Source organism: Trinickia sp. NRRL B-1857 (genome assembly GCF_050470685.1).
In the GTDB taxonomy this organism is placed as follows: Bacteria; Pseudomonadota; Gammaproteobacteria; order Burkholderiales; family Burkholderiaceae; genus Trinickia.
The window spans coordinates 872,678-887,572 of record NZ_JBFLUK010000001.1 but is presented as its reverse complement, the minus strand read 5'-3'; the positions used below and the strand labels follow the sequence as shown (position 1 = coordinate 887,572).

The window sequence follows — 14,895 nt, the reverse complement described above, 5'->3', positions numbered from 1 at the left end:
TGAATGGCGAGTAACAACGTAGCCCAATTTGCCGCGGAACTGAAAATGCCGGCTGGAGTGCTGCTCGAGCAGCTTCAGGCGGCGGGTGTCCAGAAAGCGAGCGAGGACGATGCACTGTCCGAAGCGGACAAAGCGCGTCTGCTCGATCATTTGCGCAAGTCGCACGGCTCGGCCGATACCGACAAGCGCAAGATCACGCTGACTCGCCGGCACACGTCGGAGATTAAGCAATCCGACGCGACGGGCAAGGCTCGCACCATTCAGGTCGAAGTGCGCAAGAAACGTGTATTCGTGAAACGCGACGAGGCGGGCGAAGCCGGGGCGGAAGCCGTGGCGGCGCAAGCGTCCTCCGTGGACGAAAGCGCCGAGTTGCAGCGTCGCGAGGAAGAAGCGCGCCGCGAAGCGGAGTTGCTCGAGAAACAGGCGCAAGAGCTGCGCGAGCAGCAAGAGCGGCTCGAGCGCGAAGAAGCCGAGCGTCAGGCGCGCGAAAAGGCCGCCGAAGCGGAGCGTCAGCGCGCCGAGGAAGAGGCGGCGAGAACGCGTGCGGAAGCCGCGGCTCGCGAGCAAGCCGAACGCGTCGCCGGCGAGGACGAGCGCGCCGAGGCGGAACGCGCCGCGCAGCGCGAAGCGGCCAAGAAGGCCGAGGATGCGGCTCGCGAGGCTGCCGAAAAGGCGCGCGCGGAAGCCGCCGAGAAGGCTCGCGCCGAGCAAGACGAGATTCGCAAGCGCCGTGAAAAGGCCGAGGCCGAAGCACGCGCCATCCGCGAAATGATGAATACGCCGCGTAAGGCGCAGGTCAAGGCGCCCGAACCGCCGCCGCCCGCGAAGCCGGCTGAAGCCGCGAAGGCGGCTGAGGCGAAGGGTACGCTGCACAAGCCCGTGCGACCGGCCGGCGAAGCACCGCGGCCCGCTACGCAAGCGCGCAAACCGGCCGCCGGCGGCACTGCGGCGCCGTCGAGCACACAGCCTTCCACGGCACCGGGCTCGGCCGACAAGAAGAAGCAAGGCGGCAAGGGCGGCTGGCAGGACGATGCCGCCAAGCGTCGCGGCATCAAGACGCGCGGCGATTCGAGCGGCGGTGTAGACCGCGGCTGGCGCGGCGGTCCGAAGGGACGCGGCAAGCATCAGGATTCGGCGACCTCGTTCCAAGCGCCGACCGAGCCGATCGTGCGTGAAGTGCACGTGCCGGAAACGATCACCGTGGCCGACCTCGCCCACAAGATGTCCGTGAAGGCGTCGGAAGTCATCAAGGTGATGATGAAGCTCGGCCAGATGGTCACGATCAACCAGATGCTCGACCAGGAAACGGCGATGATCATCGTCGAGGAACTGGGCCATCATGCGGTAGCGGCCAAGCTCGACGATCCGGAAGCGTTGCTCGTCGAAGGCGAAGCGACCGATGCGGAGCAACTGCCGCGTCCGCCGGTCGTTACGGTCATGGGTCACGTCGACCACGGCAAGACCTCGCTGCTCGACTACATCCGCCGTGCGAAGGTGGCGGCCGGCGAAGCGGGCGGCATTACGCAGCACATCGGCGCTTATCACGTCGAAACGCCGCGCGGCGTCATCACGTTCCTCGATACGCCGGGTCACGAGGCCTTTACGGCCATGCGTGCGCGCGGTGCGAAAGCGACCGACATCGTCATTCTGGTGGTGGCAGCCGACGACGGCGTGATGCCGCAGACGAAGGAAGCCATTGCCCACGCGAAGGCCGGTGGCGTGCCGATCGTCGTGGCGATCAACAAGATCGACAAGCCCGATGCGAACCCCGATCGCGTCAAGCAAGAGCTCGTCGCCGAAGGCGTCGTGCCGGAAGAGTACGGTGGCGATTCGCCGTTCGTCGCGGTTTCGGCGAAAATGGGTACGGGCATCGACGACCTGCTCGAGAACGTGCTGCTGCAAGCCGAAGTCCTCGAGTTGAAGGCTCCGGTGGAAGCGCCGGCCAAGGGTCTCGTCATCGAAGCGAAGCTCGACAAGGGTAAGGGCCCGGTGGCGACGATCCTCGTGCAGTCGGGTACGCTCTCGCGCGGCGACGTCGTGCTCGCCGGCAGTGCATACGGCCGCGTGCGGGCGATGCTGGACGAGACGGGCAAGCCGACGAAGGAAGCCGGTCCGTCGATTCCGGTCGAAATTCAAGGTCTGTCGGAAGTGCCGGCGGCCGGCGAAGAAGTCATCGTGTTGCCCGACGAGCGTAAGGCGCGCGAAATCGCGCTGTTCCGTCAAGGCAAGTTCCGCGACGTCAAGCTCGCGAAGCAGCAGGCCGCGAAGCTCGAAAGCATGCTCGAGCAGATGGGCGAGGGCGAAGTGCAAACGCTGCCCCTCATCGTCAAGGCCGACGTGCAAGGTTCGCAAGAAGCGCTGGTTCAGTCGTTGCAAAAGCTGTCGACCGACGAAGTGCGCGTGCAGATCGTGCACGGCGCCGTGGGCGGCATCAGCGAATCGGACGTCAACCTCGCGACGGCATCGAAGGCGGTCATCATCGGCTTCAACACGCGTGCCGACGCACAGGCGCGCAAGCTGGCCGAGGCGAACGGCATCGATATCCGCTACTACAACATCATCTATGACGCAGTGGATGAGGTGAAGGCGGCGATGTCGGGCATGCTCTCGCCCGAGAAGCGCGAGGTCGTCACAGGTATGGTCGAAGTGCGCCAAGTGTTCAAGGTGCCGAAGATCGGCGCGGTGGCGGGCTGTATGGTCACGGACGGCTTCGTCAAGCGTTCGTCGTCGGTTCGCGTGCTGCGCAACAACGTCGTCATCTTCACGGGCGAGCTCGATTCGCTCAAGCGCTTCAAGGACGATGTGAAGGAAGTGAAGCAAGGCTTCGAATGCGGTATGTCGATCAAGAACTTCAACGATATCGTCGAAGGCGATCAGTTCGAGGTGTTCGAAGTCACGGAAGTCGCGCGTACGCTCTGATACGCAAATGCGCGGCTCGGGGCGGAGCGGGCGGCAAGCCTCCTCCGCCCCGTTGTTTTTATAGCGGCGCTCAAGCTTTTGAGCGTCCGCCGGGGTGCATCGGTCATGACAATGCGCCCTAACCGCTAGGCGGGTTCATCATGTCGAAGAAACGTACATCCCCAAATCGCAACGTCCAGATCGCCGATCAAATTCAGCGCGATCTGTCCGAGCTCATCATGCGCGAGGTCAAGGACCCGCGCGTCGGGCTCGTCACTATTCAAAGCGTCGAGCTGACGCCCGACTACGCGCACGCCAAGGTCTACTTCACGACGCTGACGGGAGATGCGCAAGCCACGCAAGTCGCGCTCAATCATGCGGCGGGGCACCTGCACAATCTGCTTTTCAAGCGTTTGCACATCCACACGGTCCCTACGCTGCATTTCCACTACGATAAGTCGATCGAGAAAGCGGTGGAGATGTCGCGCTTGATCGACGAGGCGAACGCCACGCGCGCGAAAGACGATTGAACGAACGTGAGCCGGGCCGCCTTGTCGTGCCCGCCGTTCGCGCTTTTGAAACGATTCGATGAAACCACCTCAACGTCCACGCGTGCCGCGCCGCGCGCTCGACGGCGTCTTGCTGCTCGATAAGGGCCTCGGGCTGTCGAGCAACGACGCGCTCGTGCGCGCCAAGCGCCTTTTGCTCGCTCAGAAAGCGGGCCACACCGGTACGCTCGACCCGCTTGCATCGGGTTTGCTGCCCCTGTGTTTCGGCGAGGCGACGAAGTTCTCGCAAGACTTGCTCGAAGCGGATAAGACCTACGAGGCCACCATGCGCCTCGGGATCCGCACGAGTACCGGCGATGCCGAAGGCGAAGTGCTCGAAACTCGACCTGTCGAAGTCGACGTGCCCCGCATCGAGGCGGCGCTCGCGCGTTTTCGCGGGCCGATCTCGCAGGTGCCGCCGATGCATTCGGCGCTTAAGCGCGACGGCAAGCCGCTTTACGAATACGCGCGCGCCGGCCAGGTCGTGGAGCGCGCCGCGCGCGAGGTGACGATCCACCGGCTCGAGTTGCTGGGCTCCGCATTGCCTGACGTCACGTTTCGAGTCACCTGTAGCAAAGGCACCTACGTGCGTACGCTAGCAGAGGATATCGGCGCGGCGCTCGATTGCGGCGCGCACCTCGTTGCGTTGCGACGCACGGGAGTCGGCGTGCTCACGCTCGAGCATGCGGTGACGCTCGACGCATTGGAGGCGATGGAGCCTGCCGAGCGCGACGCGTGCTTGCGTCCCGTCGATGCGCTGCTTTCGACGTTCCCGGCCATGCGTCTGGGCTCGGTCGAAGCGAAGCGGTTCCTTCAGGGGCAGCGGCTGCGTCTGGCCGATTTGCCGCCGCCGGCGCCGGTCGATCCCCAAGCAGTAGCCGTCCCGCGCGGGCATGGCGATACGCGCGTGCGCGTCTATCGCGACGAAGACGGCGCGTTGCTCGGGGTGGCGCGGGCGGAGCAGGGCGTGCTCGCACCCGAGCGGCTGATCGTGACGGCGTCCGTCTCCGCATAATCGCAGACATGCACGACGAAAAAAAACGCCTGGCGGTTCAATGAACCGACCAGGCGTTTTGCGTTTTGTGCGTCGGCTAGTGCGCCGCCGATGCCGCGGCGCTCGAATCGCCGCCGCCGGAGCGTTCCGGTCGCGTGATCCAAATGAGCGCGATCAGCACGATGAAGATGACCGACGAGATATAAAACAGGTCGTTTACGCCGAGCTGCGCCGCTTGTTGCGTGACGAGCCGGTCGAACATGCCGTAGCGCTGCGCATTGTCGAGACCGAACGAGCCCAGTTGCGTCATCGATTGACTGAACGTCGGATCCAATATGCTCGCACGCTCGGTCAACTGCGCATGGTGAAAGCTCGTGCGGTGATCCCAAGCGGTCGTAAAGATCGACGTGCCGATCCCCCCGCACATGATCCGCACGAAGTTCGAGAGCCCCGATGCGGCCGCGATGCGATTGCCCGGCAGGCCCGATAGCGTGATCGATACGAGCGGAATGAAAAAGCCGGCCATCGCGATCCCTTGCACAAGCGTCGGCAATGCGAGCGACCACGTGTCGACCCCGGTCGTATAGCGCGAACGCATCCAGAAGCAAAGCGCAAAGACGACGAACGCGGCCGTCGCGATTTTGCGCGGGTCGGTACGCGGCAAGAACTTGCCGGTGATCGGCGAGAGCAAGATCGCGAACAGTCCCACGGGCGCCATGACGAGGCCGGCATCCGTCGCCGTATAGCCGATGTCGGTTTGAAGCCACAGCGGCAGCAGCACGAGGTTGCCGAAGTAAAGCCCATAGCCGATCGACAGTGCGATCGTGCCGCCCGTGAAGTTGCGTTTCCTAAAGAGCGATAGGTCGACGACCGGGTGTTCGGCCGTCAGCTCCCAGACCACGAAGAATGCGAAGCCGATCAGCGCCGTCAACGCGAGCACGACAACCGTCGTCGAGGAGAACCAATCGAGGTCTTTCCCCTTATCGAGCATGACCTGGAGCGAGCCGACCCAAATCACGAGCAGCGCGAGGCCGACCGAATCGATCGGGGCCTTCTTGATGACCGAATCTCGCGTGCGGAAGATGGCCCAGGTGGCGATCGCCGCCACGATACCGACGGGAATGTTGACGTAGAAGATCCACGGCCACGAGATATTGTCGGAGATCCATCCGCCGAGAATCGGCCCCGCGACAGGGGCGATCAGCGTCGTCATCGACCACATCGATAGCGCAAGCGGCGCTTTCGCGCGCGGATAGCTCGCTAGCAGCAGCGTTTGCGACAGCGGAATCATCGGGCCGGCCACGGCGCCTTGGATCACGCGCGACATGAGCAGGAACGGCAGCGTCGGCGCAAGTCCGCACATCCACGACGAGATGACGAACAGCACGATCGACGCGAGGAACAGCCGCACTTGGCCGAGCCGTTCGGTCAGCCAGCCCGTGAGCGGCACCGAGATCGCGTTGGCGACTGCGAACGACGTGATCACCCACGTGCCCTGATCGGAGGACACGCCGAGATCGCCCGAGATGGTCGGAATCGACACGTTCGCGATCGACGTATCGAGCACGTTCATGAACACGGCCAGCGATACGGCGATCGTGCCTATCACCAGTTGAGCGCCGGTCAGCGGCGGATGAGGGGCTTGGGGCTGAGCCATTGAGCGGTTGACCTCGGAGCGTTCGTTATGTTGTCGACAGGCGAATCGGCGCTTACATCAGCTTCGCGCCGCTGCTCGCGACCTTCGCGGCATGGCTCGCCGACGCATGCGTGCTCGCGCTCGGCTGCTTTTGCTGCGCAAGGCCGTTGTTGCCGCCGGCGTTTTGCTCGATGATGCGCGCGATCTCGGCATTCGCTTCGTCGCCGTACTTGTCGAACACGTTCGTTTGATAGACGGTGTTTTGCGCGGTGCTCAACTGGCTACCCGAGTCGTTCTTGATATTGACGTCGGCTTGCATCGAAAGACCGATGCGCAGCGGATGAGCACGCAGCTCGGCCGGATCGAGCGCGATCCGCACAGGCAGACGTTGCACGACCTTGATCCAGTTGCCGGTTGCGTTTTGCGCCGGCAGCAGCGAGAACGCCGAACCGGTCCCGGCCGAGAAGCCCACGACCTTGCCGTGATAAACCACGGACGAGCCGTAGATGTCGGCCGTGAGCTGTACCTCTTGGCCGATGCGCATGTGCGTGAGCTGCACTTCCTTGAAGTTCGCGTCGACCCACACCGATTCGAGCGGCACGATGGCCATCAGCGGCGTGCCCGGGGAGACGCGTTGGCCCACTTGCACGGCACGCTTCGCCACATAGCCCGTCACCGGGGCGGGCAGCACGTTACGGGCGTTGCTCAGGTACGCGTCGCGCACCTTCGCGGCGGCCGCAAGAACGTTCGGATGCGTGGCGATCGTCGTGTTCGTGGTCAGCGCGCGGTTCGAGGCGAGCTGCTGCTGCGCCGCATCGAGCGCGGCCTGCGCCGCCTTGACCGTGTCGCGAGCGTGCGAGATTTCTTCTTGCGACACCGCGCCGGTTTGCGCGACGGCGACGCGGCGGCGCAGGTCGTCCTGCGCCCGCGACAAGTCCGCTTCGCGCTGGGCGATCTGCGCTTGGAACTGGTCGTTGTTCACGAACAAGCCACGCACTTGCCGCACGGTTTGCGCGAGATTCGCCTCGGCTTGTTGCAGCGCGACGCGCGCGTCCGCGCCGTCGAGCACGACGAGCGGCGCGCCGGCAGTCACCGTCTGCGTGTCGTCGGCGTTCACGGCGATGACCGTGCCCGTCACTTGAGGCGTGATCTGGACGACGTTGCCGTTCACGTACGCATCGTCGGTATCCTCGTGGAAGCGCGCGTCGAGGAAGTAGTACAAGCCGTATGCGACGGCCGCGACGAGGATGACGCCGACGAGCAGGGTCATCAAGCGCTTGCGTCTATTGTTGTTCTGCGACTGCACGCTCGCGGCGGTTTGTTGAGTGTCGCTCATGGAAATGCTCTCCGTTTCTCGAGTCTCGACTTGTCGAAGCTCTATCGTTGAATCTTGCTTGAGTGATGAATCTGTTCTGTTCTTGCTCTGACTGTTACTGCTCAGCCCGCCGAGGGCGCTTGCGCGGCCGTGGCTTCGGAGGCCGGCAGGGCTACGCCGGCCGACTGCGCGTCGAAGCCTCCGCCTAATGCGCGAATCAGCGCGAACTGAAGATCGCGGCGCTTCATCGCGAGGTTTGTCACGGTTTGCTCCGCGGCGAGCCGGTTGTTGTCGGCGGTTAGCACCTGCAACTGCGGCGACAGGCCGGCCTTATAGCGGATCACCGCCAAGCGGTAGGCCTGGGTCGATGCGTCGAGCGCGCGCTGCGCATCGCTCATCTCCGTGTCGATGGAGCGGATCGACGCCACTTGCGTGGCGACGTCGGACATCGCGTTGATCAGTGCCTGGTTGTAATTCGCCACGTCGAGTTCGAAGTCGGCATAGCGGCCCTTCAGTTGCGCGCGCAGGGCGCCGGCATCGAAGATCGGCAGGTGAATCGCAGGGCCCCCTTGGATCTGGCGGCTCGCCGCCGTCAGGAAGTGCCCCCAGCCGAACGCGTCGAAACCGATCCCAGCCGCCAAATTGATGTCGGGGAAGAATTCGGCCTTCGCTTCCTTGACGTTCGCGAGCGCGGCTTGCACCTGCCAGCGCGCGGCGACGATGTCGGGGCGGCGCGAGACGAGGTCGGCCGGCAGATTCGAGGGCAGCGTTACCGCGCCGCCGGCCGCAAGCGCAGGCTCGGCGATGGCGAGTCCGCGATCGGGGCCCTTGCCCAGCAGTGCGGCCAATTGGAAGCGCACGGCCTTGATTTGACCGTCGAGGTCGGACAGCGTGGCTTGGCTCGACGCCACGTTGCCGCGCGCCGTTTCCTTTTCCACGTTCGTGTCGAGGCCGGCCGCGACGCGGCCGTTCGTGATCGTGCCGACTTCCTGGCGATTGCGGATTTCGCGCGCCGCGATGTCGCGCAGCGCATAGAGCTGGGCCAGTTGGTTATAGGTACGCGCGACCGACGAGGCGAGCGTCACGCGCGCTTCTTGCATGTCCGCCTCGGCCGACTTCTCCTGCGAGAGCGATGCGTTCACGCGTGCGCGGTTCTTGCCCCATAGGTCGAGGTCCCACGAAGCGCTGGCGAGCGCGTTGTGCTCGGTGAACCAGCCGCCGCCGAAGGGCGGGGGATACAGTCCGTTCTCGGAGAAGCGCTCGCGAGTGACCGAGTAGCTGCCGTCGACGGTGGGCAGCAAGGTCGAGCGCGCGCTCTCGGTGTAGGACTGCGCCTTGGCGATCCGCGCGCGAGCCTGCGCGATCGACGGATTGCCTTGCAAGGCCTCGTCGATGAGCGTCGGCAGTTGAGGGTCGCCGAAGCTCTTGGCCCAATCGAGCGTCGGCCACGCGCCGCCCTCGCTCGGCAGGCTCTGCGCCGATTCGAGCGAGGTGGCCGACGTGATCTGCTTGTCGCTCTTGATCCCCGCGTAATTGGCGCATCCCGCCATCGCGAGCACGGCGGCAGCGGCCGCGACCGCGGCCCGGACCGTCTTAATGCGAGCGGCGGTGAGAGAGGAGGTCATCGCCCGGCCTTTCGAGGTGAGTGTAATCATGGACTTTGCAACTTATTTTTTACGATTGAAGGTCGAAACTCGTTGCCATGTCAGCCAACCGCGCCGACGTCAGGCGCTGCCGGCGCCGCTAATCCGCCGCGGACTCGGCGGTGTTGGCGAGAATCCGCCGAAGCATGCTTTTCAAGAATCCCACTTCTTCGGGCGTGAAGCCCGCAAGCGCCTTCTCGACGACGCCGCCGAAGATCGCCGGCATCCGTGCGGCCAGCGCGCGGCCTTCCTCGGTCACGGCAAGGTGAACCGCGCGGCGATCTTCGGAGCTGCGTACTCGCGACAGCAGATTACGCTTTTCCAGCCGATCGATCAGCCGAGTCACCGCGCTTGCGTCAATCCCGTAGTCGCGGGCCAGTTCCGCCGCCAGCGAACAGCGCCCGCTTGCGATCATGAACAGCATGCTGGCCTGCGTGCTCGTGATGCCAAGCTGATCCAGCGTGCTTTGCGTCACCAGGTTGGACAAGCTCGATTTGGCGCGGGCAATCAGGTAGCCGACGCTTTCGTCCAACTGGTAGTTGCACACCTCGGGCGGCAGCGGCGCGGGTGTTTTCGTCATGGCGGTTTCCGTGCGATTGCAATAGTTGACTAGGCATGATTATAGATGCAAATCGTTTGACACGGCAAGCATCGGATGGCGCCACCCGTACGATTTAAGCAAACCCTTAAAGCGGATGGCTATTATGAGGCTTTCCTCATAACCGTGCTGGCGGGGGCGCAAATCGGCACGGCGTATGCGGCGGAGATGTAGTAGTTGGAACCGGCGCGTTCGATGTCACGACCGCGTGGTAGAATCCCGAGTTACCCAGAAAGTGCGCGCACCCGTTTTGGCTCTCCCGTCGCATCCTGTTTCGCGCACGCAACCGCCCCTTATTCTTATGACTCGCGCTATACGCAACATTGCCATCATTGCCCACGTCGACCATGGCAAGACCACGCTCGTCGACCAACTGCTTCGCCAGTCGGGCACGTTCCGAGAGAACCAGCAGATCGCGGAACGCGTGATGGACTCGAACGACATCGAAAAAGAGCGCGGCATCACGATCTTGGCGAAGAACTGCGCGGTCGAGTACGAGGGCACGCACATCAACATCGTCGATACCCCGGGTCACGCCGACTTCGGCGGCGAGGTCGAGCGCGTGCTGTCGATGGTCGATTCGGTGCTGCTGCTCGTCGATGCGGTCGAAGGTCCGATGCCGCAAACCCGTTTCGTGACGAAAAAGGCGCTCGCGCTCGGTCTCAAGCCGATCGTCGTCGTCAACAAGATCGACCGTCCCGGCGCCCGGATCGACTGGGTCATCAACCAGACGTTCGACCTGTTCGATAAGCTCGGCGCCACGGAAGAGCAGCTCGATTTCCCGATCATCTACGCGTCGGGGCTCAACGGCTACGCCTCGCTCGACGCGAGTGCGCGCGACGGCGACATGCGCCCGCTGTTCGAAGCCATTCTCGAGCACGTGCCCGTGCGCGACGCCGATCCGGACGGTCCGCTCCAGTTGCAAATCACGTCGCTCGATTATTCGACCTACGTCGGCCGTATCGGCGTCGGGCGCATTGCGCGCGGCCGTATCAAGCCCGGCCAGCCCGTTGCGCTGCGCTTCGGGCCCGAGGGCGCCGTGCTCAATCGCAAGATCAACCAAGTGCTGTCGTTCCACGGGCTCGATCGCGTGCAAGTGGAAGAGGCGCAAGCGGGCGACATCGTCTTGATCAACGGTATCGAAGATATCGGGATCGGCGCGACCATCTGCGCCCCCGAGACGCCGGAAGCATTGCCGATGATCACGGTCGACGAGCCGACGTTGACGATGAACTTCCTCGTGAACTCGTCGCCGCTCGCCGGTAAGGAAGGCAAGTTCGTTACGAGCCGCCAGATCCGCGATCGTCTGACGAAAGAGCTGAATCACAACGTGGCGTTGCGTGTGCGCGACACCGGCGACGAAACGGTCTTCGAAGTGTCGGGCCGCGGCGAGCTGCATCTCACGATCCTGATCGAAAACATGCGCCGCGAGGGCTACGAGCTCGCCGTGTCGCGTCCGCGCGTGGTTTTGCACGAGGTCGACGGCGTCAAGCACGAGCCGTACGAACTCTTGACGGTCGACGTCGAGGACGGCCACCAAGGCGGCGTCATGGAAGAGCTGGGCCGCCGCAAGGGCGAACTGCTCGACATGGCATCCGACGGCCGCGGCCGCACGCGTTTGGAATACAAGATTCCGGCACGCGGGCTGATCGGCTTCCAGGGCGAATTCATGACGCTCACGCGCGGCACGGGCCTCATGAGCCACGTGTTCGACGAATACGCGCCGGTCAAGGAAGGCACGCTCGGCGAGCGTCGCAACGGTGTGCTGATCTCGCAAGACGACGGCGCCGCCGTCGCCTACGCGCTGTGGAAGCTGCAAGATCGCGGCCGCATGTTCGTGAAGCCGGGCGATGCGCTGTACGAAGGCATGATCATCGGCATTCACAGCCGCGATAACGACCTCGTCGTGAACCCGATCAAGGGCAAGCAGCTCACGAACGTGCGCGCGTCGGGCACCGACGAAGCCGTGCGTCTCGTGCCGCCGATCCAGATGTCGCTCGAATACGCGGTCGAATTCATCGACGACGACGAGCTCGTCGAAGTCACGCCGCAATCGATCCGTCTGCGCAAGCGCCACCTGAAGGAGCACGAGCGCCGCCGCGCAAGCCGCGAGGCTTCGGTCGACTAAAGTCGAACCCGCCGGCCGCCGGCATTCCGCCGACATTCGAAAAAGCCACTTTTCAAAGTGGCTTTTTCTATACTGGACGGGCGCTCGCAGCAATCTAGACTATTCGTTCTGTGATATGCTCCGCGGAGCTAGTTTTAGGTCCTTCCAAGCAAGACTTGATTCGCGCAATCCGCTAAACGGTCAGGCCGTGTCGCGGAAGGTTGAGTAACCCGCTATTTCTCGAGAAGCTCGAAGAAAGGTGAGCGTAAACATGATGAAGCAATTCCAGCTGAACTCGTATTTGTTCGGCGGCAATGCTCCGTACGTCGAAGAATTGTACGAGCAATACCTTGATAACCCGGCGTCGGTCCCCGATAACTGGCGCGAATATTTCGATGCGTTGCAAAACGTGCCTGCCTCGGACGGCAGCGCGGCCAGCGACGTGGCCCATGGCCCCATCGTCGAATCGTTCGCCCAGCGCGCGAAGGCTAATGCATTCATTCCGCGCGAAGCCGAAGCCGGCGGTAATCTCGCCACCGCGCGAAAGCAAGTCCACGTTCAGTCCCTGATCAGCGCTTATCGATTCATGGGCTCGCAATGGGCCAATCTCGATCCGCTCAAGCGCCGCGAGCGTCCCGCTATCCCCGAACTCGAACCTGCGTTCTACGACTTCACCGAAGCCGACATGGACCAGACGTTCAGCGCGAGCAACCTGTATTTCGGGTTCGAGCAAGCGTCGCTGCGCGATATCGTCAAGGGTCTGCGCGACACGTACTGCGGCACGATCGGCGCCGAGTTCATGTACATCAGCGATCCGGAGCAAAAGCGCTGGTGGCAGGAAAAGCTCGAATCGATCCGCGCGACGCCGAGCTTCTCGCCCGACAAAAAGAAGCACATCCTCAATCGCCTGACGGCCGCCGAAGGCCTCGAGCGCTATCTGCATACGAAATACGTCGGCCAGAAGCGTTTCTCGCTCGAGGGCGGTGAAAGCTTCATCGCCTCGATGGACGAAGTCGTTCGTCACGCCGGCGCGAAGGGCGTGCAGGAAATCGTCATCGGCATGGCCCACCGCGGCCGCCTGAACGTGCTCGTCAATACGCTCGGCAAGATGCCGTCGGACCTGTTCGCCGAATTCGAAGGCAAGCACGTCGACGATCTTCCGGCCGGCGACGTGAAGTACCACAAGGGCTTCTCGTCCGATGTGGCGACCGACGGCGGCCCCGTGCACCTGTCGCTCGCATTCAACCCGTCGCACCTCGAGATCGTGAACCCGGTGGTCGAAGGTTCGGCGAAGGCGCGCATGGACCGTCGCGGCGACGAAGCCGGCTTGCAAGTGCTGCCCGTGCAGATTCACGGCGATGCGGCATTCGCGGGTCAGGGCGTCGTCATGGAAACGCTGAACCTTGCGCAGACGCGCGGTTACGGCACGCACGGCACGCTGCACATCGTCATCAACAACCAGATCGGCTTCACGACGTCCGATCCGCGCGACGCGCGCTCGACGCTGTACTGCTCGGACGTCGTCAAGATGATCGAAGCGCCCGTGCTGCACGTGAACGGCGACGATCCCGAAGCGGTCGTGCTGGCCACGCAAATCGCGATCGATTTCCGGATGCAGTTCCACAAGGATGTCGTGCTCGACATCGTCTGCTTCCGTAAGCTCGGCCACAACGAGCAAGATACGCCGGCGGTCACGCAGCCGCTGATGTACAAGAAGATCGCTCAGCACCCGGGCACGCGCGCACTGTACGCGGAAAAGCTCGTGCAGCAAGGCGTGATCACGGCCGAAGATGGAGAGAACTTCATCAAGGCGTTCCGTCAAGCGATGGACGAAGGCCACCACACGATCGACCCGGTGCTCTCGAACTACAAGAGCAAGTACGCGGTCGATTGGGTCCCGTTCCTGAATCGCAAGTGGACCGACGCGGCCGATACGGCCGTGCCGCTCGCCGAATTGAAGCGTTTGGCCGAGCGCATCACGACGGTTCCCGAAAACTTCAAGGTGCACCCGCTCGTCGAACGCGTCGTCAACGACCGCCGTGCGATGGGCCGTGGCGAAGCGCCGCTCGATTGGGGCATGGGCGAACACCTGGCCTACGCATCGCTCGTCGCATCGGGCTATGCCGTGCGTTTGACGGGTCAAGACTCGGGCCGCGGTACGTTCACGCACCGTCACGCCGTGCTGCACGATCAAAACCGTGAGCGCTGGAACGACGGCACGTATATCCCGCTGCAAAACGTGGCGGACGGTCAAGCGAAGTTCACGGTAATCGACTCGGTGTTGTCCGAAGAGGCGGTGCTGGGCTTCGAATACGGCTACTCGACGGCCGAGCCGAACACGCTCGTGGCCTGGGAAGCGCAATTCGGCGATTTCGCCAACGGCGCGCAAGTCGTGATCGACCAGTTCATCTCCTCGGGTGAAGTGAAGTGGGGCCGCGTGTCGGGCCTGACGATGCTGTTGCCGCACGGCTACGAAGGCCAAGGCCCCGAGCACTCGTCGGCGCGTATCGAGCGCTATTTGCAACTGTGCGCCGAGCACAACATGCAAGTCGTGCAGCCCACGACGCCCGCGCAGATCTTCCACTTGCTGCGTCGCCAGATGATCCGCTTGTTCCGCAAGCCGCTCATCGTTGCCACGCCGAAGTCGCTCTTGCGCCACAAGGAAGCGGTGTCGGATCTGTCGGAACTCGCCAACGGTTCGTTCCAGCCGGTGCTGGGCGAAGTCGACGGCACGATCGATGCGAAGAAGGTCAAGCGTGTCGTCGCCTGTTCGGGCCGGGTCTATTACGATCTCGTCGCACATCGCCGCGAGGCGAAGGCGAACGACGTCGCGATCGTCCGTATCGAGCAGCTCTATCCGTTCGCGCACAAGCAGTTCGAGGCGGAGATGAAGAAGTACGACAACGCGACGGAAGTGGTGTGGGTGCAGGACGAGCCGCAAAACCAAGGCCCGTGGTTCTACATCGAGCACCATCTGAAGGAAGGCATGAAGGAAGGGCAGAAGCTGGCATACAGCGGCCGCCCGGCTTCGGCCTCGCCTGCGGTCGGTTACTACGCGAAGCACTACGAGCAACAGAAGGCGCTGATCGAAGGCGCATTCGGCCGGCTCAAGAGCGCGCAGATCGCTAAATAACTAGATTGAGGGCGAACCGGGAA

General features: G+C 63.5%; 9 protein-coding genes. 5 read left to right on the top strand and 4 right to left on the bottom strand.

What is annotated here, in order from left to right; translation table 11 throughout:
• The first annotated feature begins 3 nt into the window (after positions 1 to 3).
• From infB to truB, 3 genes are all read left to right on the top strand, one after another.
• The gene (infB, locus tag AB1286_RS03920) at positions 4 to 2,919 is read left to right on the top strand and encodes a translation initiation factor IF-2 (RefSeq protein ID WP_430362029.1); all 2,916 of its coding nucleotides are present in this window, start codon (positions 4 to 6) and stop codon (positions 2,917 to 2,919) included.
• A 140-nt stretch (positions 2,920 to 3,059) separates the two neighbouring features.
• Positions 3,060 to 3,428, top strand: coding sequence for a 30S ribosome-binding factor RbfA (gene rbfA / locus AB1286_RS03915; protein ID WP_430362028.1), 369 nt, complete (start codon positions 3,060 to 3,062; stop codon positions 3,426 to 3,428).
• 58 nt (positions 3,429 to 3,486) lie between these two features.
• Positions 3,487 to 4,461 (top strand): tRNA pseudouridine(55) synthase TruB, encoded by a 975-nt coding sequence (gene truB / locus AB1286_RS03910; protein WP_430362027.1) that lies wholly within the window; start codon positions 3,487 to 3,489, stop codon positions 4,459 to 4,461.
• A gap of 76 nt (positions 4,462 to 4,537) precedes the next feature.
• On the opposite strand, the gene AB1286_RS03905 is transcribed toward truB, so the two are convergent.
• The 4 genes from AB1286_RS03905 to AB1286_RS03890 form a co-directional block, all read right to left on the bottom strand.
• Positions 4,538 to 6,097 (bottom strand): DHA2 family efflux MFS transporter permease subunit, encoded by a 1,560-nt coding sequence (locus AB1286_RS03905; RefSeq protein ID WP_430362026.1) that lies wholly within the window; start codon positions 6,095 to 6,097, stop codon positions 4,538 to 4,540.
• 52 nt (positions 6,098 to 6,149) lie between these two features.
• The gene (locus tag AB1286_RS03900; RefSeq protein ID WP_430362025.1) at positions 6,150 to 7,412 is read right to left on the bottom strand and encodes an efflux RND transporter periplasmic adaptor subunit; all 1,263 of its coding nucleotides are present in this window, start codon (positions 7,410 to 7,412) and stop codon (positions 6,150 to 6,152) included.
• Positions 7,413 to 7,513: 101 nt separating this feature from the next.
• A complete protein-coding gene (locus tag AB1286_RS03895; RefSeq protein ID WP_430362024.1) occupies positions 7,514 to 9,016 on the bottom strand; it encodes an efflux transporter outer membrane subunit in 1,503 nt (500 codons plus the stop codon).
• 118 nt (positions 9,017 to 9,134) lie between these two features.
• Complete coding sequence (locus tag AB1286_RS03890) at positions 9,135 to 9,614, bottom strand: MarR family winged helix-turn-helix transcriptional regulator (protein ID WP_430362023.1); 480 nt, start codon at positions 9,612 to 9,614, stop codon at positions 9,135 to 9,137.
• 319 nt (positions 9,615 to 9,933) lie between these two features.
• On the opposite strand from AB1286_RS03890, the gene typA reads away from it, so the two are divergent.
• Complete coding sequence (typA, locus tag AB1286_RS03885) at positions 9,934 to 11,760, top strand: translational GTPase TypA (RefSeq protein WP_430362022.1); 1,827 nt, start codon at positions 9,934 to 9,936, stop codon at positions 11,758 to 11,760.
• A 250-nt stretch (positions 11,761 to 12,010) separates the two neighbouring features.
• On the top strand, positions 12,011 to 14,872 hold the full coding sequence (locus AB1286_RS03880) for a 2-oxoglutarate dehydrogenase E1 component (protein WP_430362021.1): 2,862 nt from the start codon (positions 12,011 to 12,013) through the stop codon (positions 14,870 to 14,872).
• The last annotated feature ends 23 nt before the right edge of the window (positions 14,873 to 14,895 follow it).

Excerpts from the sequence above, each read along its gene's own strand:
- infB (WP_430362029.1), top strand. The coding sequence starts at position 4 with ATGGCGAGTAACAACGTAGCCCAATTTGCCGCGGAACTGAAAATGCCG.
- rbfA (WP_430362028.1), top strand. The coding sequence starts at position 3,060 with ATGTCGAAGAAACGTACATCCCCAAATCGCAACGTCCAGATCGCCGAT.
- truB (WP_430362027.1), top strand. The coding sequence starts at position 3,487 with ATGAAACCACCTCAACGTCCACGCGTGCCGCGCCGCGCGCTCGACGGC.
- AB1286_RS03905 (WP_430362026.1), bottom strand. The coding sequence starts at position 6,097 with ATGGCTCAGCCCCAAGCCCCTCATCCGCCGCTGACCGGCGCTCAACTG.
- AB1286_RS03900 (WP_430362025.1), bottom strand. The coding sequence starts at position 7,412 with ATGAGCGACACTCAACAAACCGCCGCGAGCGTGCAGTCGCAGAACAAC.
- AB1286_RS03895 (WP_430362024.1), bottom strand. The coding sequence starts at position 9,016 with ATGACCTCCTCTCTCACCGCCGCTCGCATTAAGACGGTCCGGGCCGCG.
- AB1286_RS03890 (WP_430362023.1), bottom strand. The coding sequence starts at position 9,614 with ATGACGAAAACACCCGCGCCGCTGCCGCCCGAGGTGTGCAACTACCAG.
- typA (WP_430362022.1), top strand. The coding sequence starts at position 9,934 with ATGACTCGCGCTATACGCAACATTGCCATCATTGCCCACGTCGACCAT.
- AB1286_RS03880 (WP_430362021.1), top strand. The coding sequence starts at position 12,011 with ATGATGAAGCAATTCCAGCTGAACTCGTATTTGTTCGGCGGCAATGCT.